Here is a 21,476-nt window from a genome sequence, read left to right on the forward strand (position 1 = left end):
GGGGCTTTTTTATTATTGGCTAATGAACGATTAGCAGTTAACCATTCACCAACGCGACTATAGATTAACCAACGCGGTTATAAGCTAACCATCAGCATCTTTTTCTGGTGGTCTAAGTACTCTTCATAAGTACCTTGGAAGCTCACTAGCTGTTGATCTTTTACATCGATGATGTGTGTTGCCAATGAAGATACAAACTCGCGGTCATGGCTCACGAAGATAAGCGTGCCAGTGTAAACCTTAAGTGCATCGTTCAGGGCTTGGATTGCTTCCATGTCCATGTGGTTAGTTGGTTCGTCCATTACCAGCACGTTGATGTCTTGCATCATTAACTTGCCGAATAACAAACGGTTCTTCTCACCACCAGAACAGTTACGCGCTTTTTTGTTCGCATCGTCAGCAGTAAACAATAGACGACCTAGAATGCCACGTACCATAAGATCATCGTGCTTCGCTGTACGCCATTGTGAGATCCAATCGAAGATGCTCAGGTCGTTATCAAAATCCTTAGTGCTATCTTGTGGGCAGTAACCTACAGAAGCATTTTCAGACCATTTAACGATACCTTCGTTTTGCTCTAGCTCTTGAACTAGGCAACGTAGCAGCGTGGTTTTACCCACACCGTTCTCACCGATAACCGCAAGGCGAGTACCCGCTTCAAGCAGCAAGTTACCACCAGCAAACAATGTTTCGCCATCGAAGCCGTGACCAAGGTATTGAAGTTCAAGTGCTTGACGGTGCAGTTTCTTACCTTCACCAAAATCAATAGATGGGCTCATACGGCTCGATGATTTCACTTCATCAAGCGTGATCTTATCCATTTTCTTGGCGCGAGAGCTTGCTTGTTTTGCTTTAGAGGCGTTAGCACCAAAACGGTTTACGAAATCTTGAAGCTCGCTGATTTCAGCCGCTTTCTTAGCGTTGCTTGCTAGAAGCTGTTCACGAATCAAGCCAGATGCTTCTAGGAAGTACTCGTAGTTACCAGGGTAAACACGCAGCTCACCGTAGTCGATATCTGCCATGTGCGTACACACAGAGTTCAGGAAGTGTCTATCGTGCGAAATGATGATCATTGTACATTTACGCTGGTTTAGCTCTTCAGCAAGCCAGTTGATCGTGTGAATGTCCAAGTTGTTGGTTGGTTCATCAAGAAGCAAGATATCTGGGTTTGCAAACAGAGCTTGTGCCAATAGCACACGCAGTTTCCAACCTGGAGCTACTTGCTGCATCAAGCCGAAATGGAACTCTTCTTCAATACCCGCTTGAATTAGGATGTCGCCAGCACGGCTTTCTGCTGTGTAGCCATCCATTTCCGCGAATTCGCTTTCAAGTTCTGCGACTTTCATACCGTCGTCTTCGCTCATTTCTGGCAAAGAGTAAATGCGGTCACGTTCTTGTTTTACTTCCCACAGTTTTCTGTCGCCCATGATCACAACGTCGATAACGCTGTACTGTTCGAAAGCGAACTGATCTTGGCTTAGCACACCCAGTTTTTCTCCTGGAGTGATAGAAACGTTGCCCGAGCTTGGCGTTAATGCGCCACTTAGGATTTTCATGAACGTTGATTTGCCGCAACCATTAGCGCCGATCAAACCATAACGGTTGCCGTTACCAAATTTAGCAGAGATGTTTTCAAACAGCGGCTCTGCGCCAAATTGCATTGTGATGTTCGCGGTAGATATCAAAGAACTAATTCCTAAGCGTGTACTGACAGATAATTATTAGGCTATTTCAAGAACCTAAATAAGAAGTACGAAAGTATGGATTAAACAAAAATCGAAGCGCGGATTATATAGAGATCTCGATCACGTTGTCGAGGCTAAACAGTAAACGAATAGTAAACATAGACCATTTAGATGCTTTTCATACGTTATTGGGGTGTAAATAGAAAAATCCCCACCAGCAGAACTGGCAGGGATTTCATTTATCAACACTAAAGGTCTTTTAAGCTCGCCACTTTTGAAACTATAGCGATTCAAAACGAAAAGCTTTGATGGTGAGCAGAACTGTTATTTAGTAATTTTCTTTTGAACGTATTTTTGGCTTACATCTACTACCGCAACATCTCTAAAGAAGCTTCTACCCAACAGAAGTGGGAAAGAAAGATGCGTTCGGTCCGCTAGAGTAAACTCAGTTTTGTCTTTTAGATCACCGATTTGAATTGAAGCGACAACCACAGCACGTCGTTGTGTACCTTCTGCACTCGACTGCTTGATCTTAACCCAACGCTCTACCGGTAAGCTGATCTCTTGCGTTGTGATGCCGTCATGTTCGATTTTGAACTTAACCCAGTCTTTTCCGTCACGTTCAAAATCAACAATATCAACCGCACTGATTGAAGATGTTGTTGCACCTGTATCTACACGTGCTTTAAACGCTTCTTTCAAACCAGGAACAAACACCCACTCTTCTTCACCAAGAATCAGTTTACCATCGCTTGTTTTAGTCGGCTTTGGAACTGGCTTTTCTTCAGGCTTTGGTTTCGCTTCTGGCTCAGTCGGTTTTACTTCTTCAGGCTTTTCCGTAGGTTCCGTTACTTTCTCGCCTTCAGTTGCGTCAGTCTTTGAAGAGTCATCCACAACAGGTTGTTCTACTTGAGGCTTTTGCTCTGGCTCGACAGGAACTTGAGTCGTCGAACAAGCAAACAGGCCACCACTTAGCATTAAAACTACAATCGTTTTCCAGTTATACATTCAGTCACCTTCTATTTTGAAACGTTGGCTATCGCTTTAGCTACATAAGGAATATGAGATTCAGAAAGGCCTGCGATATTGATGCGTCCGTCACCAACACCATAGACTCCATATTCTTCACGTAATTGATTCATTTGAGTTTCTTTAAAGCCTAGTACACTAAACATGCCTTTATGGCTTTCAATAAAGTCAAATTGTGACGTGTTATAAGTATTTCGCAATTCATCACATAAACTTTGGCGCAGATTTAACAAACGTTGCTGCATTTCACTCAATTCTTGCTTCCAAATCGAGGTTAGCTCTTGATTCTGAAGAATTGTTTTAACCAAAGCAGCACCATGATCTGGCGGCATTGTATAAGTTGAACGTGCAAGAGTAAGAAGCTTACCTTTAGCATTACCAACGTGTTCGCTGTTCTTGCCAATCACGATCGCAGCGCCCGTTCTTTCACGGTATAAACCGAAGTTCTTCGAGCAAGATGTCGTAATCAACATCTCTTCTACGTTGTTAGCCATATGTTGAAGACCTTTTGCGTCTTCTTCTAGGCCATCACCAAAGCCCTGATAGGCAATATCAACGAACGGCAAGAAACCATTCTTCTGAGATAATTTTGTGATTTCCTGCCACGCTTCAAAGTCGATATCCGCACCCGTTGGGTTATGACAGCAACCGTGCAGTAGTACCACGTCTGATGGACCCGCTTTTGAAAGGTCATCCAACATTCTTGCAGTATCAACTTGCTTCGTTTCAGGACTGAAGTAATTGTAGTATCGAACTTTTAGGCCTGCCGCTTCCAACACCGGTTTGTGGTTAACGTAGCTTGGGTTTGAAATCCAAACCGTGGTGTCTGGTTGAGAAACTTTCATTAAGTCACCCAACATACGAAGTGCACCACTTGCACCTGGTGTTTGAATCGCAGCAACGCGATCCATTGCAGAAGTCCCTTTAAGCAGCAGATCAACCATGCTCTGGTTGAACTCTTCACAGCCTGCTAGGCCAACGTAAGCTTTGGTTTTCTGCGTTTCAACAACGATATCTTGAGCCATAGAAACGGCTTTCATGATCGGAGTTTCGCCTTGGTCATTTTTGTAAACGCCAATGCCTAAGTCGACTTTATCAGTACGAGTATCGCCGCGGTAAGCAACAGAAAGAGATAGAATTGGATCTAAAGTTGGTTTTGGTAGATGTGAAAACATGAAAGTCACAACCCTTTGAAATTCAAGTAATGAGTTTCACGTTAACATTATCGTAGACAAATCAGAAACATTTTTTAATAGAAGCGCCTAGTTAGAATAAGTAATCAGAGATTGGTCATTTTACGTCATGAAACAGCACAAATTTCGAACAATTTTAGTGCTTTATCAAAAGATCAGTAGCTTATTTAAGAGTACCTTGTTGATTCTCAGCTAAATGCCTTGTTTGAATTGCCTTGGTGTCATTCCCGACCAAACTTTAAATCGAGTACTAAAGTTAGCCGCATTCGGATAACCCACAATCTCGCCAATATGTTGAATCGACCAATCACTCGATTTCAAGAAACGTGCTGCGTATTCCATTCTCATGCGCATGATATGAGTCATTGGGCTGTGTGAATAATAGCGCTGGCACAAACGATGGAAATGCGGCTCTGAGCACGGGAATAAACTCGCGAGTTCATGAACATTCCACTCCTTATGAAGCTGCTTTTGTACATTGTCGAATACGCGCCTTAAACGAATTAAATTACGTGATTGTTGCTGCGGGATTGGGGCATTAATCATGTACTCTATTTGAGCCACACTGTGATTGGCAATCGCTCCCCCCAAATCGATGGGTAAGGCAATGCTTCTCAATAGAGTGTGAATGCACGACGAGACGATTTCTGCGGCCGGAGACAGCGTATAACTCACTTCATCACTGACGACATTTTCCCATTGTTTATTAGGCGAGAGAAAGATCCATGCGATCTGCCATGTTTCTTCTTCAATCCCAAAGCCATTCTCTGTGCCCGCAGGAACCGTGATGCATGACCCTGGCTCTAGAATGTAACGACACGCCCCACTTTCTAACCAACCCTTGCCTCTCACGGTATACAGCAACATGTGTTTTTGTTGGTTTTTCCGATACACCGAAAAGAAATCACGACACGACGCCGTCCCACATTGAGCGATACCGAGCTCTTCAAATGCTAAAACATGGCTTTGATCGACAAACTCTTGGTGCGTCTTCTCGGAGATCTCATATCGCTCTTGTTTCTCACTCATTCAATTGCTAGCTCGTATAAGTTGCGAAACCACTAAACTAGATAGTTTGGCAAAAGTATGTGATGAACCTGAACAATACAGCCAAAACAAATGCCGATAAACTTCTCGCATATTAACCACAGGGGAAATGCGATGCGCTCGACATATCGTCATCTAGACAAAGATTTTTGGCAAAAGCTTTTACACATCGGTTTACCTGTATCGCTGCAAACCATGTTGTTTTCATTACTCGGCGTTGTCGATATTTTTATGGTTAACCAACTGGGTGACTCTGCAACCGCAGCGGTTGGCGTGGGTAACCGTATATTTTTCTTCAACTTAATCATGGTATCTGGGATTAGCGGCGCTGTCAGTGTGCTAGCTTCGCAATATTTCGGTGCGGGAGATTTCAACGGAATTAGACGCACATTAGCGCAATCATGGGCTTTGTCTGTCTTTGCCATCATCCCCTTTGTGTTGATTTATACATTGGCTCCTGAATCAGTCGTGTCTGTGGTGGCCTCAGACCCTGATTACGTCCGCTTGGCAACGGATTACCTTTGGATAACAGGAGCCAGCCTTATTGGTACCGCCGTGGTGGTGCCGCTAGAAAGCGCGCTGCGCTCGGTGGGCGAAGCCAAGCTACCCACCAAAATCAGTATCTGGGCGATCATCGTCAACGCGATTCTCAATGCATTGCTGATATTCGGCTTATTCGGCTTCCCTGAACTGGGGGTGGTTGGCGCGGCAATTGGCACTACCATATCTAGATTCTTTCAAACAATAGCCCTGCTTGTTATGGCGAAGAGACACTACGCTCACCTGTTCCCAACACTGACTAATTGGCGCGATGCAATATTGCCTAAACATAGAAAGAAGTATTTCAAGATAGCGATTCCGATGTTGGTTCATGATACGGCTTGGGCGGGTGGAATATTGATTTATAACGTTATTGTTGGTCAGATGGGCGTTGGCGAGCTCGCGATCATCTCACTGTTATCGCCAGTAGAAAGCATTTTGATCTCGGCGTTCATGGGGTTTGCGGTCGCGGCTTCGATCATTTTAGGCAACGAGATCGGCGCGAAGAACTATCAACGTGTTGAGAATACTGCTTGGGGGTATGTATTGGTCAGCTGTGGGCTTGCGGCTTTACTAGCCTTGATGTGCTGGTTTGCTAAACCCACGATCGTATACATGATCGGTCTTACTCACTTAGAGCTCAAAGAGACGGCTGTTAACGTCACCTTAGTTATGGCACTCGGCATGATACTAAGAGTCTTCAATATGGTTGGCATTGGTGGCGTACTAAAAAGCGGTGGAGACATCAACTACAGTATATTCATCGACTTGTTTGGCCAATGGGTAATCGGTATTCCCCTTGCCTACTTTACTGCGTTGGTGTTGGGTTGGCCGCTAGAATGGGTTTTGATGATTGTACTGCTGGAAGAGCTCGCCAAAATAGTTCTGACCAGTCATAGGATTCAATCTAAGAAATGGATAAACAACCTAATCGACGAGCCTGAGCACATTCCTATTTAAGTAAGCGCCAAACTGACACTGACGTGCAGGCAATAGATTCAAAGAACTCACACCCAAGGGCTGATTTGTAGCATTGCGCTAACGATGAAGCCCTTTTTTCTGTTTCTGTTTCTGTTTCTGTTTACGATAGTACTAAATCAGAACACGCTTATAAGTCAGTAAATCGATGTATGATTTGGTTTGAACTACCACGCCAATCTAACATTGGGTCTGCTTTATCTTGTTCAAAACGACCATCAATCAAAGTATCAACATATTCAAGTACTTGCTTCTGTTTTTCATCAAGCTCATCTAACTCGTAGCCAGTCCACATCCAGATGTCTTTACCTTCACATTCTGCTTTCACACGCTGAACCAACTTAAGAACTTCAGACACGTTTGCAGGATGCAGAGGATCACCACCAGAAAGCGACAAACCACGACGCTTGATTCGTGGATCATTCAGATCAGCGATAATGTGGTCTTGCAGTTCTTGAGTAAACAAATGCCCTGAGTCCAACCTTTGCGTCGATTGGTTATAACACCCACGACACTGGTGCACACAACCCGACACAAACAAAGTGCAGCGTGTTCCTGGGCCATTTACAACGTCGATTGGGTGATATTGATGATAATTCATAAGGCAGTATTGAGAACTCGTGATGGCTTAATGGTTTAACTCTAAAAGTAGCGAGAGTTGAAACAAATGAATTGGTATCGACATAGCGCCGATACCAATCCTATTTCTTGAAACATAGCTCTTCTAAATAAGCTAGCTAATAATCTTAGAGCTTACTAAAGGTGCTTCACGCGGCGTTTAACTTCTTCTTGCTTACCGAAGTTAAATGGTCGTGCATCTGGGCTACCAAGGTAACCACAAACACGGCGTGTTACCGATACTTTAGTTGAGTCGTGGTTGCCACACTTAGGACACGTAAAGCCCTTACTTGTACAGTCAAACTCACCGTTGTAACCACATTCGTAACACTCATCAATCGGTGTGTTAGTGCCGTAGTAAGGAACACGTGTGTAGCTGTAATCCCATACGTTTTCTAGCGCTTCGATATTCTTCTGCATGTTCGGGAATTCGCCGTAACAGATGAAACCACCGCTAGAGATTTCTGGATAAGGCATCTCGAAATCGATCTTGTCGTATGGGTTCACTGTCTTCTGCACATCTAAGTGGAAGCTGTTTGTGTAGTAACCGCGGTCTGTTACGCCATCAATCACACCAAACTCTTTGGTGTCGATGCTGCAGAAACGGCTACATAGGTTTTCACTTGGTGTGCCGTATAGGCTGAATGCGTAACCTGTCTCTTTGGTCCAAGATTCCACTTCACGCTTCATGTACTCCACCAGCTCAAGCGCTTTAGCACGCATTTCGCCGTCGTCGTACAAGTGAACGTCTGTGCCGTAAAGCGCAGTCATTGCTTCGTGGATACCGATGTAACCAAGAGAAACCGATGCACGGCCGTTCTTGAAGATATCTGCAATAGAGTCGTCTGCTTTCAAACGAACGCCACATGCACCTTCCATATATAGGATTGGAGCAACACGTGCTTTCACGTTTTCTAGACGAGAAATACGAGTTTCTAGCGCACGACGAGCAAGCTTAAGTTTTTCATCAAGCAGTTCGTAGAACTTAGCCATATCTTGCTTCGCGTTAATCGCGATACGTGGCAAGTTCAGGCTCACAACACCTAAGTTGTTACGACCTTCATGAATCAACTCACCATTTTCTTCGTATGTATTCAAGAAGCTACGGCAGCCCATAGGCGTTTTGAATGACCCTGTCACTTCTACTACTTTGTCGTAGTTAAGAATGTCTGGGTACATACGCTTAGATGCACACTCAAGCGCCAATTGCTTGATGTCGTAGTTTGGATCTTGCTTCTGGTGGTTCAAACCATCTTTGATTGCAAACACCAATTTAGGGAACACAGCTGTTTTACGGTTCTTACCCAAACCTGCGATGCGGTTTTTCAAGATAGATTGCTGGATAAGTTTTGAACCCCAGCTTTCGCCTAAACCAAAACCAAACGTTACGAATGGAGTTTGACCATTAGCTGTGTGCAGCGTGTTTACTTCGTACTCTAGAGATTGGAATGCGTCGTAACACTCTTTCTCTGTACGAGAGATAGCAAAAGCTTCTGGGCTATGAATGTCCCACTCTTTCGCTAAAGATAAATGCTTCTCGTAGCTCGCCATCACGTAAGGTTCTAGAACCTCGTCGATACGGTTAATCGTTGTACCGCCGTAAATGTGGCTCGCCACTTGCGCGATGATTTGCGCCGTTACCGCTGTCGCTGTAGAAATCGACTTAGGTGTGTCGATTTCCGCGTTACCCATCTTGAAGCCATGCGTTAACATGCCTTTCAAATCGATAAGCATACAGTTAAACATTGGGAAGAACGGTGCGTAGTCTAGGTCGTGGTAGTGAATGTCACCACACTCGTGAGCTTGTACGATGTCACGCGGCAAAATGTGAGTTTTTGCATAGTGTTTAGCCACGATACCCGCCAGCAAGTCACGCTGAGTTGGGATAACTTTACCGTCTTTGTTGGCATTCTCATTGATCAGATCAACATTGCTTTCTTCGATCAAACCTTCGATCTCACGAGTTAAAGCGCTTTGCTTCTCACGGGCGATGTCGCGGTCATGACGATATTCAATGTAGGCACGAGCCAGAGACTTGTATGGCCCCTGCATTAGCTCGTTCTCGACCATGGTTTGAATTTCAGAGATATGAACTTCATCGTAGTCTTCGAGCTTCAACTCAACTGCTAATGCCACATTCAGTGCATAAATAGCAATTTCCTTATCGGCTTTGTCTGATGCTGCTTCCACTGCAGCTTGGATGCGATCTCTACTGAATGGAGCTCTTGAGCCATCACGCTTGATTACGATTGATTTCACCACTTCTCCTTACTCTAGAGGTATTCACAGACTTATCCACAAACACACTATATAGAGCGATTTATCGTTTAACTAACACTAGATATTGTGGCGTATTTAACGAGAACCACCAACTTCGAGTATTGATTTGGATCAATAAAACTCTCACGCTGACTAAGATCAATTCAATATTATTACGCTAGTTCTCAAGTCGAAAAGAAACAATGTAACAATAAAAAAACTGCTAAAAAGAGTTGAATTTTTGGTAAGTGTTGTAGGATAACGGCTCAACTATATTGGACGACAAAATTAGGGATATTTGGGATGAAACGACTTCAAAACTGGATAATGTTAGGTTGCTTACTCAGTAGCCAGACATTTGCTGAACCTTTGACCATCTCTAGTTGGAATATCGAATGGTTATCAACCAACGAGGCTGTGAATAAGTTTTCTGCCCAACGTGACCAAGCTGATTTCGACAAACTTGAAGAATACTTTCAATCCTTAGATGCGGATGTGGTCGCCTTTCAAGAAGTCGACGACGTAAATGCCATTCAGCGCATCGCCGGCGATCAATACAAGATATTGATGTCTGACCGAGCATTACCAGAAAACAGCAACCATCAGTTCAAAGAAGTGAACCAATACACAGGGTTCGCGGTTCGTAAAGGAACCACACTCACCGACTACGCTGACTTCCCACTGGAGTCGAGCGCTAACAGCAAGCTTAGGTTTGCCAGTTACATGGTCGTAGAAACGGAAAGCAAGCCGATTCACATGTTGTCTGTGCATTTAAAGGCGGGTTGCAGCGGCGCTTACAAGTCGAACCGAGATTGTTCAAGACTCAAAGACCAAGCACAGCAACTTAATAAGTGGATACAGCAAAGAGAAAGAAACGGTCAGGATTACGCGATACTAGGCGACTTCAACCATAACCTATCCTACTCAAGGGATTGGATGTGGAAAGATATGACGCAAAATACCGATGCTCAGTTGGCAACAAGAAAAACTCGAGCAGATTGTAAGGTGCGCTCTAACCGCAATAACCATCGCACGCACCAATTCCGTTCTGTCATTGATCATATTGTGGTGAGTAAGTCACTAAATGCATCTTCTGCGAAACAGGTGGTATTTGAAACGCAAGATGTGCTTGATTACAAACTTAGCGACCATTGCCCAGTTTCAACGACTATCAGATAGATATAAAAAAGAGGCTGACTGGCTTTTGGGATAAAGCGTGTCAGCCTCTCAAATGGTCATATCAAGCCTATCTGATATACGATAGGCGCACTACTAACAGGTTTTATTCGCTCGCCCCGCCAGCCACATTCCCACCAGCATACTTAAGACGAACAGCCATACCGTTGGGTTACCACCATTAAGACTTGTCACTGCAGGGCCCGGGCAAAAGCCTGCAATCCCCCAACCTAAACCAAAGGCAGTTGAACCTAGAATCAGCTTTCTGTCGATTAGCGGGTTGTTACGGCTATCTAACGACTCGCCATTGATGGCTTGAGCGCGCTTTTTAATGACCAAATGATAAAACGGAGCGAAGACCAATAACGCGCCACCCATGACGAATGCCAAACTAATATCCCAATCGCCAGTAATGTCTAAAAAGCCAAGTACTTTGTTTGGATCAACCATGCCTGAAATGATCATGCCAGCGCCGAAAAGAAGACCTGCGAGCAAGCCAATAACGATAGTAAATGAAGAGTTTTTCATTACGCCCCCAAACCAATCATATTCTTAACCAACACAGTTGCCATTGCCACACCCATAAACACACAAGTCGCGACAATTGAACGTTTAGACAAACGAGCCATTCCCACAATGCCATGGCCACTCGTACAGCCATTTGCAACCTTAGTGCCGAAGCCCACCAAAAGGCCAGCTATGATAACCACTGCGAAGTTGATCTTTTCTAATTGCGGAAGTTGGTAACCAGTCGGAATCAACAACCAACCGCTTACAACCATTCCGACAACAAAGGCAAGTCGCCAATGTTTCTCGGTTTTATCAATGCGGGAATCCGAGCTGGATTCAAATCCTGATTCTAAGCTTTTATTCTTTCTAGACGGCAATAACCGGCTGACAATGCCGCTGATTCCTGCTACTCGCCCGATGCCCAACATCAGAATAATTGCCGACGCGCCTAGCAGCATGCCACCGAAAAACGCATCCCAAGGTATAAAACTAATCACCGACCTCTCCTATCCACAAACTCAAATCTAACTCACCACCATTTAAATTAGAGTTTACTAATAAATATAAATTAGTCAATGCTAATGTAAGGCCAATATGTTTCGGTTAGTAAGTCAGTAATCAAGAAACTTCCCTCAATGAAAAAAGCCCCTAGGCGGTAACCTAAGGGCTTAAGATTTATTCTATCTTTGGTAAAGAACCGCTATTTGATCTTGTTCTTCTCAGCAATCCACTGCGACATGTACTTAGTGCTTGCCATGCTGTGGTGCTTCAGCATAGAGCCAAAGAAATTATCCAGTCGATGAGACTCAAGCTCAGACTCTAGCGCAATCAATCGCTCGATCAATTTGTCGCCCAGTTGATTCTGTTCGTAGTGCGCTTCAAGAATTGAATGACACTGGCTTTGAGCCTTGAGCCACTTCTCTTCATCTTTATAGAGAGCAACAGCTTGTTCAACAAACGCGTCGATATCGTCTGCAACCGCGCCCGGCCATTGCAACTCACCTTGCGGCAACATGCCTTCACTACCAATTTCGCTGGTCACGTTTGGAGTTTGAAGCTTCATTGCATCAAGCAACTTACCTTTAATGCCCGCACCAAAACGCAGTGGCGCGACACACACACGTGCCTGCTCCATCACTTCTTGAGCGTCTTTTGCCCAACCTTTAATATGAAAACCGGTTTTAGGGTTGTGTAATGCGGTCGCTTTTGGTGGCGGATACGATCCATAAATATGAAGTTCAGTTTCAGGCAGCTGTTTGCGAATCTTCGGCCAAATCTTCTGTAACTGAAGCACAGCATCCCAGTTAGGCGCATGTCTAAAGTTACCTATCGTCATGAAATGCTTACGTTCTTCAAAGCTTTTCGTGCTTTCAGGCAGCGTATTTAAGATCAACCATGAAAGGCAGATGATGAAGCAGTTTGGGATCGATATTGAACTCAGATTGAAGCAGTTCCATCTCGTAACTTGAAATGATCAACGAAAGATCACAGCGCATAATCGCGGCAATTTCACGTTTGGCTAAGTCACTGTATAAGTGTGCTTTGGTCAGTTCAGTTTCTTTCTTAACGACTTCATGGCGGGCGTTACGCAGGAACTGCAAGTCTTCAGTATCCAACAGCTTAAACGCGTTCGGACATACCTTCTCAACGCGCCAACCAAACTGTTCTTCCATCATAAAACGGTCAAACATCACGACATCGGGCTGCAGCTCTTCAATGTACTGGTCAAAGCTATCGCAATTCAACTGTATAGATTGGCTCGTGATGCCCTCTTCAGAGAGATCAATCATGTGCTCGGTTTCTTGAGCGGGTGTTGCAAATTCGACTGACCAACCTTGTCTCTTAAATAGACGTAAAAGAGACATCATGTGGCTGCCAGCAGCCGATGAATTCGGTTCTGGCCAAACGTAGCCAATTGCTAAAACTTTCTTCAAAACACTTCCTAAGAAATAACAAAAGGGACTAACTTAGCCCCTAATAAAACGTTTATCGATCGTGGTCGACTTATATCGCTGATTATAATGAGTTCTAATCATTCAGCGATCAGATTCGCTCACCTAGATTGCGAGCTATCATAAGCACTTCATCAGCAGAGTACAGGTTTGAAATCGTAGTTTCGACTTCAGCGCCTAATGTCGACTGATAGAGCTTTTGTGCAAAGTTATCCGCTCTGGTCGTTACTAGCACATGTTTTAGTGTCGAGCCTTGCTCAGCTAGTTTCTGTTTCACTTGCGGCAAGGAGTCCAGAATCAGTTTCTTACCCAATCCTTTTCCCTGCGCAGTTGTTAACACGGCAAGTTGCTCTAGTTCTAAAACAGCTTCAGGTCTAAACCCGCTTTTCTGCACCCAAATAATGTAGCCAACAACGTCACCTTCGCATTCAACAACAAAGTTAAGAAAGCGTGGTGAAGCGCTTAAGTTACATTGTAACCAATCTCGTGAGTTTTTCTGTCGAACAAAGGCTGATTGATGAACTAAAGCCGCCCCGTCGAGATCGGCTTCTGTCATAAAACGAACTTGCGGCATGCTGCTACTCGTTCTCAGAATTAGGACGCGTTTTACAGTGTAAAATGGCTCTTTCTAAAAGCTCTAACGCAGATTTGTCAGCTTCTGGAAGCTTAGCATCTGATTGACCTAGTGGTTCAACACGGCTACCCCATTTAATGTGGCCAGCACCCCACGTTAAACCCGCTCCAAATGCCGCAACAAGAATGTTGTCGTTAGGCTTAACGAAACCTTGTTCTAGCGATTCACACAATGCGATTGGCACAGTCGCTGCGGATGTGTTGCCGTAGTTTTGGATATTAACAAACGCTTTCTCGCGATCGATACCCGCCATATCACACAGAGTTTGGATGATTCGGATGTTCGCTTGGTGCGGAATCACAACGTCAATGTTGTCGGTTGAGATACCTGTGCGGCTCAATACTGTGTGTGCCGCTGCGCCCATGCCTTTCACTGCACGTTTGAAGATCTCTTTACCAACGAAATCAAAGTCCCAGTAGCCGTTATCAGCCGCAAAGCGGTCCATAGAAGTACCGAATTTTGGTACCGCTAGAATATCACGGCCTTCAGCATCACAACCGATCTGAGCTTCTTGTAAGCCAACTTGCTCTTCAGTTCGAGATAGAACCACTGCACCAGCGCCATCACCGAACAGAACTGCAGTATCACGCTTGGTCCAGTCGATGAAGAATGACAGACGCTCAGCACCGACAACGATAGCATTGCGGTAGTTACCCGCTTGAATCAGTCGAGTCGCGGTTTCAACACCGTAAATGAAGCCAGTACACGCTGCGTTAAGGTCGAAAGCCGCTGCACTTTTAATGCCTAGGTTCTGTTGAACCTTAGACGCAGTATTTGGAATAAGAGAATCTGGGCTGCACGTCGCGATGATAACAAGATCGATATCTTCAGCGGTTAGGCCAGCACACGCCATTGCATGTTTCGCTGCAACAGTCGCAAGTTCAGAGGTATTTACATGACTGATACGGCGGTTTTCGATACCAGTTCGAGTTCGAATCCACTCGTCAGACGTATCAATGAAAGTGCTTAGATCATCATTGGACAGCACGGCTGGTGGCAGACACTTTCCCCAGCCAGTAATTTCGGCGTAAAATTTTGTCATCATTTACCTGTTTATTGTTTGTTTTTATTTAAGTATCGTATTCTTGTTTTAAACAGTATAAGCGTTCCGTGCGCGATTCGTAAATCGCGTTAGACACGGAGTTGCAATAAAAAGAGAAAGTTATGTCTACATTCAACACACGTTGCCCTTCTTGTAATGGCGTAAACCGAGTTCCTTCAGAAAGAATTTCAGAAAGCCCAACCTGCGGCAAATGCAAAACAGCATTGCTCGATGGTGCTCCTATCGAGGGAACGTCACTTAATTTCCAATCTATCTTGAACAGTTCACAACCTGTAGTTGTCGATTTCTGGGCAACATGGTGTAACCCATGTGTGGGCTTCTCGCCTGTGTTCAGCGACGTTGCAAAAGAGCGTTCTGGAGATGTTCGATTCGTTAAGATTGATACTGAAGCTCAGCAGCAGCTCGCGGCAATGTATCAAATCAGAAGCATTCCGACCGTGATGGTGTTTAAAGACGGTAAACGTGTCGATACGATTAACGGTGCATTGCCAAAAGGTCAATTTGATCAGTGGCTTAATCAAGCACTAACTAAGTAATCACACAAAAATAGGTTAGAGAGCCTTACCAAATCAAGACTCTCTAACCTACTGTTTTATTAATGGTTATCACTTAATTCTTTGAATCAAATTACAGCTTCGCCTTTCGCTTGAATGCCAGCTTCTTGCTTGCCAAACCCGTATTGCTGTTTGATCTGGGCTGCGACTTTCTCGGCAATCATAATGGTTGGCGCATTGGTGTTCGCCCCAATCAGTGTCGGCATCACAGAAGCATCAATGACTCTCAAGTTATCCAATCCATAAACTTTGAGATCTTTATTCACCACGGCTAATGAATCACTATTAGGTCCCATTTTACAGGTACCCACCGGGTGATACTGAGTGTCTGCACGATTGCGAATATCTTGCTCGATAGCCTTGTCATCACTGGCGTCCACAGGGTAAAAAGCATTGCCACGGATATCATCAAACGCGGAACTTTCTAACATTTGATACTGCTTCTTCCAACCCTTAATCATGATCTCCATATCTTCAGGATGACTGAAAAACGCAGGATCGATCTTAGGCGGATCATAGGGATCATCACTATTCAGCGTTACGGTGCCATGGCTCTTCGGTCGCAACAAAGTGACATGAGAGGTAAAACCATGACTGGTATGGATTTTTCTTGCATGGTCATCAACCACAGCGACCACAAATACAAACTCTAGATCCGGCACAGCGATATGATCTTCTGAACAGAGAAAACCTATCCCCTCTGCAAAATTACTGCTCATCTTACCGCGGCGTTCTTTGTGCCAGAGCGGCAAGGCTTTGGTCATTTCAGAGGCCATTTGCAGCGAGATACCAAAAGTTTCACGCTTTTCACTGCATTTATACGAATGTACTAAATCGATATGGTCTTGCAGGTTCTTGCCCACTCCAGGTAATTCATGAACTTGTTCGATGCCATGCACCTCTAGTTCAGTTTGAGCACCGACACCAGACAGTAGTAGCAATTGCGGAGAACCAAACGCGCCAGCAGATAGAATCACCTCTTTGTTGCATTGGATCTGATAACGCTTGCCGTTAGATCCATATTCAACGCCAACCGCTTTCTTTCCTTCAAATAAGACCTTATGTGTGGTGGCTTTAGTCACGACCGTGAGGTTCGATCGTGAAAGGTTTGGCGTTAAGTAAGCCTTAGCAGCACTGCATCGTTCGCCATTCAACTGTGTTACCTGCGTCGGCATCGCCCCAAACTGCGCAGCGCCGTTAATATCCTCATTGCGAGGTACACCTATCGATTCACACGCAGTTAAGTAGCGTTCCAACATAGGGCTTGGCGATCTAAGATTGGCCACATTGAGAGGACCACCTTGGCCATGAAATTCATCTTGGTGAACTTCGTTGTGTTCTGCTTTCTTAAAGTAAGGCAGACACGAATCATAGCTCCAGCCAGTGTTACCCAAGCTTTCCCATGTATCGTAATCGTAGCGGTGTCCACGAGCGTACATCATGGCATTGATAGAGCTAGACCCGCCAAGTGTCTTACCTCTCGGCTGATAACCTTTACGACCATTCAACCCCGGCTGTTCAACCGTTTCGAATGCCCAATTGTTGAGTTTGGTTGGCATCATGGCAACCACGCCAACGGGTGTGTGAATGAATGGGCTCGTGTCTTTACCGCCCGCTTCTAACAAGCAAACCGTCACATTAGGATCTTCCGACAACCGAGAAGCCATCACACACCCAGCCGAACCACCGCCAACAACAATAAAATCATAACTATCCATTTGCCATCTCCGCTATATCTAGAGGGTGTAACTCACGCTTCAAGATTTTTCCGGTTGCTGTCATAGGTAAGGCTCTACGAATGAATACCTTACGCGGGTATTTGTAGTCGGCGAGTTGCTCACGACACCATGCTATCAAGGCTGCGCTATCAGATTGCGTATGTTCGTGAAGCACCACATGCGCGTGGATCTCCTCGCCTAAATGATCATGATGCTCGCCTACCACCGCCACCATTTCGACATCGGGGTGACACATCAACACTTCTTCGACTTCACGTGGATACACGTTGTACCCGCCACGAATAATCATGTCTTTCACACGGTCAACAATGAACAAATTGCCGTGCTCATCGACGCGTCCGATATCTCCCGTTAAGAACCAGCCATCACGAATAGATTCAGCTGTCGCCTCTGGCCTTTGATAATAGCCTTTCATCACACTTGGGCTTTTAATGCAGACCTCGCCTAGTTCACCCATAGCGACAGAGTTGCCTTGTATATCAGTAATCTTGATAAGGTGGCCACATAAAGGCTGACCGACACTTCCCGACAAACGATCGCCATCAATATGATTAAATGTCGCAACTGGCGCCGTTTCCGAGAGCCCATAACCTTCTAATACCGGTAATTCAAAGCGAGATTCAAACTGTCGTATGACCTCAAGCGGCATAGACGCACCACCAGAAACACCTAACCTCAAGCTGTGTTTAACCTGCTCAGAGCGCTCTAATGACTCTTCTCCGGCTCTAAGAAGCGCAATGTACATGGTAGGAACGCCAGCAAAGACACTGACTTTATGGCTAATGATCTGTTCAATAACCAGTGATGGTTCAAATCGTGAAATCAAGACCATGGTTGAACCCGTCAACACACTCGCGTTCATCATCACTGTCTGGCCGAAACTGTGGAACAGAGGAAGTGTGGCCATTGTCGTGTCGCTGTATTCCAATCTCATTAGATACTGTGACGACATCGCATTGGCCTGCATGTTGGTGTGGGAAAGCTCTGCCCCTTTGGGTTGACCCGTCGTGCCAGAGGTATAAAGAATCACAGCGGTATCATCACCGTGGCAAGCCAGAGATTCAAATGGAGTAAAAGGTTGTGCCAACCAATCGGCTATAGATTCATGCTGCTCATTACTTTCTAAAGTAGTGTCTGCGCTTGTTGGGATAGGCATCTCGACAAAGTGTTCACAGTGTTTTGCCTGATCAAAACCTTGTAAACCATAGCGACCAATTGGAAGCTCTTCACTGCCTTCAAAACATAAATAGGCTTTCGCGTCAGAGTCATTAAGGTGATAAGCGATCTCTCTGGCCTTAAATAGCACATTCAAAGGCACGACTACACAGCCCGCTTTTAGTATCCCGTAATAGGCAATGGGGAAATACGTGACATTCGGACACGACAACGCGACCTTATCTCCCTTCTGCAACCCAAGTCTTTTCAAGTTAGCAGCCACGTTTCCAGAAAGTTGTTCTAACTGAGAAAAGCTGATTTCATCCGATCCCATACGCAGAGCGGCTTTAGTTGGAAAAAGCGAAGCGCTACGCTCCAAATTAACAGCAAGATTGTGCATCCATGATCTCCTTATGCGGCTTAGACCTGTTTGTGACGGTCACCGTAGACGTTCTAATCGTTGTAATAAGTGTCTTTCTTGTCATCACGAGCCTGCACATTGGTGTGTCATGTAGATAAGAGTCGTTATTGAGCAAAATGTTGGTGACGCTCCAATGTGCAACCCAACAAATTACAACATTTTGATAACATTCCGAACAGGTTTCAAAAAGACAAAAACCGGTGATATTCGGACACAGCCTGCGCAAGCCCAATAAACCTTGCACACATAAACCAAAATTTGGAACAAGCTTGCGAAAGTGAGAACAAGCAACAGGCGTAAATGTTAAAAGTTCGGTTAAGATATCGATATTCAACAAGAGGCAGCTTATGGAATACACCGCAGTTTACGAACCCGACATGCAAGCATTCGGCATTCTGGATCTTCAGTTGCTGCATCGTTACCTGTCGCCTGTTCTCAGTATCGAAGAGTTGCTCGAAGGCAGTAACATCGATGCTCTCCAACTCAACACTCCTGATACACACATCACTTTGGCGCAAAAGCTTGCTGTGTTCAGTAATGCGTTAGCGAATTCCAACGAAGACGGTTTGGGGCTTAAAGTCGGCCAACAAGCGAGGTTCAGCGACTTCGGCGTGCTCGGTTATGCGGTGTTTAGCAGCGAAACACTACTCGATGCCTTTTTAATCGGGTTCAAGTATCTGCAACTTGCTGGCCCTGTCCTCAGGAAAACCATGTCTGTAGAAGACCACATTGGTTACTTTCGTGCAGAGCAACTGATCGAACTCGATTCTTTACTGCCCTTCTGTTGTGAATACTGGTTTGCCGCGATACACAGTTTGTGCGAAGAGGTCTTACAGCAGTCCTTTCCATCTCAAGTGATCCGCTTCCCCTACCCAAAACCTGAATACGGCGATCTATACACAGAGATTTTCCGCTGCCCGGTTGAATTCAATAGTGACCGGCTTGAATGGGAGTTCGACGCAACCACCTTATTTTCGTCTCTTCCTACAGCCAACCCCATCACTTTACAGATGTGCTTAAAATCGTGTGATGACATGTTGGCAAAAGTAAGTGCTCCGACTAGCCTCAAAGAGAAAGTCTCTCAGATGCTGATTGAAAGGCCAGGATGTTACCCTTCTATAGAATCCATTTCTTCAGAACTGGGGATGTCTTCTCGCACACTGCGCAGACACCTTAAAGCCGCCGATACTAGCTATCAAAAGATACTCGACCATGTCCGCTTTCATCTTTCTCGACACTATTTATCATCGACAAAAATGAGCATTGAAGAGATCTCTGAGCGTGTGGGATTTTCAGATAGCGCGAACTTTCGTCATGCCTTTCGTAAGTGGAGTGGTAACTCGCCACGCCAATACCGTAAAGAAACGGTCTAACACTTAAAATCCTATTCAATCCAAATCAGAAACAGAAACAGACAATCACGCTAGAATCTTTTTCTAAATTAAACCACCAATGAACAACGGCTTAACGACTTTTTGACCGCATAAAATCTCGCCAAATCGTAAAATATCGCAATGGTGTTTTAGTTTAGATTGGCGATAAATTTCTTTTATCTTAACGACCATTTTTATTCGTTTTACCCAATTCAGTTTCTCCCCCATAGTCGCGGAAAATTCATCGTTTCTTTTACTATCAGAGGCTCCTGCATTGGACAACATCCAACCAACAACTCGCATAACTGTTCCTGTTATTGCATTGTCTTTTTACGCGATCGCTTCAGGCTACTTAATGAGTTCATTACCATTAATGCTGTCTGAGTATGGCTTAGACAAAGATCTATCGAGTTGGTTGGCGAGTGCATTCTATGCAGGTCTACTGGCTGGTACATTATTGATTGAACGTGCCATTGCGCGTGTTGGTCACAAAGACGCTTTCGTCATCGCATTGAGTGTGTTCATCGCAACGATCCTTGTATTGCCATTGATCCCACATCAAGCGGTATGGCTATTGGCTCGATTTGTGGCTGGTGTGGCTGTTGCAGGTATCTTCGTGATTGTAGAGTCTTGGCTAATGAGCGGTGACGAGTCACAACGCGCTAAACGTCTCGCTATCTACATGTGTTCACTGTACGGCGGTTCTGCAGTTGGTCAGCTTGGTATCGGTTACTTAGGTATTACTGGTGGCGTACCTTTCATCGCAATGTTCACCCTTCTATTTGGTGCGATCATTGTGTTGATGTACGGACAAGCAACTCCACCACAGATCCACGATGCGCAATCTTTGTCTTTAAAGCAGATCAGCAAATTAAGCCACAGCGCGCTAATTGGCTGCATTGTATCTGGATTAACACTAGGTGCGATTTACGGTTTGATGCCAGTTGAACTTGCTCAACGTAACATTGCGCACGAAGACATTGGTGGTTTGATGGCGTTGGTTATCATGGGTGGCATGGCTGTACAGCCGATGGTGACTTGGTTATCTCACCACGTAGGACAAGTGTTATTAATGGCTCTGTTCTGCCTACTAGGGGTTGCAAGTATTGGTGTGCTGACTATCAATCACGATTTCTACGTACTAGGCATGAGCTTGTTCGTATTAGGCATGGCGACATTTGCGCTATACCCAATCGCGATTAACTTAGGTTGCCGTAACCTTGACCCAAGCTACTTGGTGTCAGTGACTCAAATCATGCTACTTTGCTACAGCATCGGTTCTGTTGCGGGACCAATCGTTGCAGACAGCTTTATGGATTCACAAGCGGGATTGTTCACTTACCTGTTTGCGTCTCTACTTGCTACAACGATCTACATGTTGATTGCTAGCCTAAAGCGCTCTCACCTACAGATTGCAGGCGAGTAAGCTTAAGCGTGTCATTAGGGCTCCGAGTTAAGATTTTATATCTAAACGAAGGGCCCTTTTTGTTTATGTCGTCTGGAGGAAATAACGACAATAAACATCAACAATCAGAAAATAAAATCGATTA

General features: G+C 44.9%; 18 protein-coding genes and 1 pseudogene. 5 read left to right on the top strand and 14 right to left on the bottom strand.

The window, feature by feature from the left end:
* Nucleotides 1-77 precede the first annotated feature (77 nt).
* The 4 genes from AB6E85_RS12795 to AB6E85_RS12810 form a co-directional block, all read right to left on the bottom strand.
* Complete coding sequence (locus AB6E85_RS12795; RefSeq protein ID WP_372142932.1) at nucleotides 78-1,685, bottom strand: ABC-F family ATPase; 1,608 nt, start codon at nucleotides 1,683-1,685, stop codon at nucleotides 78-80.
* Nucleotides 1,686-2,009: 324 nt separating this feature from the next.
* Nucleotides 2,010-2,693 carry a RimK/LysX family protein gene (locus AB6E85_RS12800; RefSeq protein WP_372142934.1) on the bottom strand — a complete coding sequence of 228 codons (684 nt, stop codon included), beginning with the start codon at nucleotides 2,691-2,693 and terminating at the stop codon, nucleotides 2,010-2,012.
* Nucleotides 2,694-2,704: 11 nt separating this feature from the next.
* Nucleotides 2,705-3,889, bottom strand: coding sequence for an amino acid aminotransferase (locus AB6E85_RS12805; RefSeq protein WP_372142936.1), 1,185 nt, complete (start codon nucleotides 3,887-3,889; stop codon nucleotides 2,705-2,707).
* Nucleotides 3,890-4,099: 210 nt separating this feature from the next.
* Entirely contained in the window at nucleotides 4,100-4,936 is an 837-nt protein-coding gene (locus AB6E85_RS12810; RefSeq protein ID WP_372142938.1) for an AraC family transcriptional regulator, read from the bottom strand.
* Between the two features lie 90 nt (nucleotides 4,937-5,026).
* Here AB6E85_RS12810 and AB6E85_RS12815 point away from each other — a divergent pair, with 90 nt between their 5' ends.
* Nucleotides 5,027-6,454 carry an MATE family efflux transporter gene (locus AB6E85_RS12815; RefSeq protein ID WP_372142940.1) on the top strand — a complete coding sequence of 476 codons (1,428 nt, stop codon included), beginning with the start codon at nucleotides 5,027-5,029 and terminating at the stop codon, nucleotides 6,452-6,454.
* A 148-nt stretch (nucleotides 6,455-6,602) separates the two neighbouring features.
* Here AB6E85_RS12815 and nrdG read toward each other — a convergent pair whose 3' ends face one another.
* Together nrdG and nrdD are read right to left on the bottom strand one after the other, a co-directional pair.
* Nucleotides 6,603-7,073 (bottom strand): anaerobic ribonucleoside-triphosphate reductase-activating protein, encoded by a 471-nt coding sequence (gene nrdG, locus AB6E85_RS12820; RefSeq protein WP_017058260.1) that lies wholly within the window; start codon nucleotides 7,071-7,073, stop codon nucleotides 6,603-6,605.
* 155 nt (nucleotides 7,074-7,228) lie between these two features.
* Nucleotides 7,229-9,349, bottom strand: coding sequence for an anaerobic ribonucleoside-triphosphate reductase (gene nrdD / locus AB6E85_RS12825; RefSeq protein ID WP_048608264.1), 2,121 nt, complete (start codon nucleotides 9,347-9,349; stop codon nucleotides 7,229-7,231).
* 303 nt (nucleotides 9,350-9,652) lie between these two features.
* On the opposite strand from nrdD, the gene AB6E85_RS12830 reads away from it, so the two are divergent.
* Complete coding sequence (locus tag AB6E85_RS12830) at nucleotides 9,653-10,528, top strand: endonuclease/exonuclease/phosphatase family protein (RefSeq protein ID WP_372142942.1); 876 nt, start codon at nucleotides 9,653-9,655, stop codon at nucleotides 10,526-10,528.
* Between the two features lie 93 nt (nucleotides 10,529-10,621).
* Here the strand turns inward: AB6E85_RS12830 and AB6E85_RS12835 are convergent, their stop codons facing one another.
* The 5 genes and pseudogenes from AB6E85_RS12835 to AB6E85_RS12855 all read right to left on the bottom strand — a co-directional run bounded on the left by AB6E85_RS12835 (nucleotide 10,622) and on the right by AB6E85_RS12855 (nucleotide 14,663).
* Nucleotides 10,622-11,053 (bottom strand): DUF6691 family protein, encoded by a 432-nt coding sequence (locus tag AB6E85_RS12835; RefSeq protein ID WP_372142944.1) that lies wholly within the window; start codon nucleotides 11,051-11,053, stop codon nucleotides 10,622-10,624.
* The gene (locus tag AB6E85_RS12840) at nucleotides 11,053-11,529 is read right to left on the bottom strand and encodes a YeeE/YedE family protein (protein WP_372142993.1); all 477 of its coding nucleotides are present in this window, start codon (nucleotides 11,527-11,529) and stop codon (nucleotides 11,053-11,055) included. The genes AB6E85_RS12835 and AB6E85_RS12840 overlap by 1 nt, the downstream gene beginning before the upstream one ends.
* A 206-nt stretch (nucleotides 11,530-11,735) precedes the next feature.
* Nucleotides 11,736-12,969 (bottom strand): annotated as a pseudogene (locus tag AB6E85_RS12845) (glycosyltransferase).
* Between the two features lie 109 nt (nucleotides 12,970-13,078).
* Nucleotides 13,079-13,543 (bottom strand): GNAT family N-acetyltransferase, encoded by a 465-nt coding sequence (locus tag AB6E85_RS12850; RefSeq protein ID WP_372142994.1) that lies wholly within the window; start codon nucleotides 13,541-13,543, stop codon nucleotides 13,079-13,081.
* A 22-nt stretch (nucleotides 13,544-13,565) separates the two neighbouring features.
* Complete coding sequence (locus AB6E85_RS12855; protein ID WP_017109595.1) at nucleotides 13,566-14,663, bottom strand: ketoacyl-ACP synthase III; 1,098 nt, start codon at nucleotides 14,661-14,663, stop codon at nucleotides 13,566-13,568.
* Between the two features lie 122 nt (nucleotides 14,664-14,785).
* Between AB6E85_RS12855 and trxC the strand changes: the two genes are divergently transcribed.
* The gene (gene trxC / locus AB6E85_RS12860; protein WP_248400797.1) at nucleotides 14,786-15,220 is read left to right on the top strand and encodes a thioredoxin TrxC; all 435 of its coding nucleotides are present in this window, start codon (nucleotides 14,786-14,788) and stop codon (nucleotides 15,218-15,220) included.
* A gap of 86 nt (nucleotides 15,221-15,306) precedes the next feature.
* Here the strand turns inward: trxC and AB6E85_RS12865 are convergent, their stop codons facing one another.
* Both AB6E85_RS12865 and AB6E85_RS12870 read right to left on the bottom strand, forming a co-directional pair.
* Nucleotides 15,307-16,956 (bottom strand): GMC family oxidoreductase, encoded by a 1,650-nt coding sequence (locus AB6E85_RS12865; RefSeq protein ID WP_248641582.1) that lies wholly within the window; start codon nucleotides 16,954-16,956, stop codon nucleotides 15,307-15,309.
* Nucleotides 16,949-18,532: a long-chain fatty acid--CoA ligase gene (locus AB6E85_RS12870; RefSeq protein ID WP_372142946.1), complete on the bottom strand. Its 1,584-nt coding sequence runs from the start codon at nucleotides 18,530-18,532 to the stop codon at nucleotides 16,949-16,951. Before AB6E85_RS12870 ends, AB6E85_RS12865 begins: the two co-directional genes overlap by 8 nt.
* A 368-nt stretch (nucleotides 18,533-18,900) precedes the next feature.
* Between AB6E85_RS12870 and AB6E85_RS12875 the strand changes: the two genes are divergently transcribed.
* The gene (locus AB6E85_RS12875; RefSeq protein WP_372142948.1) at nucleotides 18,901-19,926 is read left to right on the top strand and encodes an AraC family transcriptional regulator; all 1,026 of its coding nucleotides are present in this window, start codon (nucleotides 18,901-18,903) and stop codon (nucleotides 19,924-19,926) included.
* A gap of 63 nt (nucleotides 19,927-19,989) precedes the next feature.
* Here the strand turns inward: AB6E85_RS12875 and AB6E85_RS12880 are convergent, their stop codons facing one another.
* Nucleotides 19,990-20,229: a hypothetical protein gene (locus tag AB6E85_RS12880; protein ID WP_061038234.1), complete on the bottom strand. Its 240-nt coding sequence runs from the start codon at nucleotides 20,227-20,229 to the stop codon at nucleotides 19,990-19,992.
* Here AB6E85_RS12880 and AB6E85_RS12885 point away from each other — a divergent pair.
* A complete protein-coding gene (locus AB6E85_RS12885; RefSeq protein ID WP_029235229.1) occupies nucleotides 20,201-21,352 on the top strand; it encodes an MFS transporter in 1,152 nt (383 codons plus the stop codon). The genes AB6E85_RS12880 and AB6E85_RS12885 overlap by 29 nt on opposite strands.
* Nucleotides 21,353-21,476: the final 124 nt, after the last annotated feature.

Origin of the sequence: Vibrio sp. 10N.247.311.51 (assembly GCF_041467855.1) — a bacterium.
Taxonomy (GTDB): domain Bacteria; phylum Pseudomonadota; class Gammaproteobacteria; order Enterobacterales; family Vibrionaceae; genus Vibrio; species Vibrio coralliirubri.